This is a genomic window from Cobetia sp. SIMBA_158 (assembly GCF_046566945.1).
GTDB classification, from domain to species: domain Bacteria; phylum Pseudomonadota; class Gammaproteobacteria; order Pseudomonadales; family Halomonadaceae; genus Cobetia; species Cobetia amphilecti.
Map to the genome: position 1 here is coordinate 1 of NZ_JAWJYL010000915.1, position 244 is coordinate 244.

A 244-nucleotide genomic window follows, 5' to 3' on the forward strand; every position below is an offset into this window, starting at 1 on the left:
CAGTTATTTAAGCAACATCATAAAAAGGGGAGAGTGAGATTTGTTATGTGGCAAAACGAGGAGAGCTTTATAAAAGGGATTGGGAAAATAAAGGAGGAGAAAGCGTTGAAGGAAAAGGATATTGAATTGATGCGAGAATGGGTAAGAAGCGGGATGATTGTTGATGATGGATTAGCAGAGTATGTAGAAGAAAGTCCGTATGAGACAGAGGACAGCTATATAGATAAATTAGAAAGAATGTCTG

General features: G+C 37.7%; 1 protein-coding gene. It reads left to right on the forward strand.

What is annotated here, in order from left to right:
• Positions 1–244, forward strand: a 244-nt coding sequence (locus R2R70_RS22480; RefSeq protein ID WP_410979269.1) for a hypothetical protein, incomplete at both ends; no start/stop codon positions are given.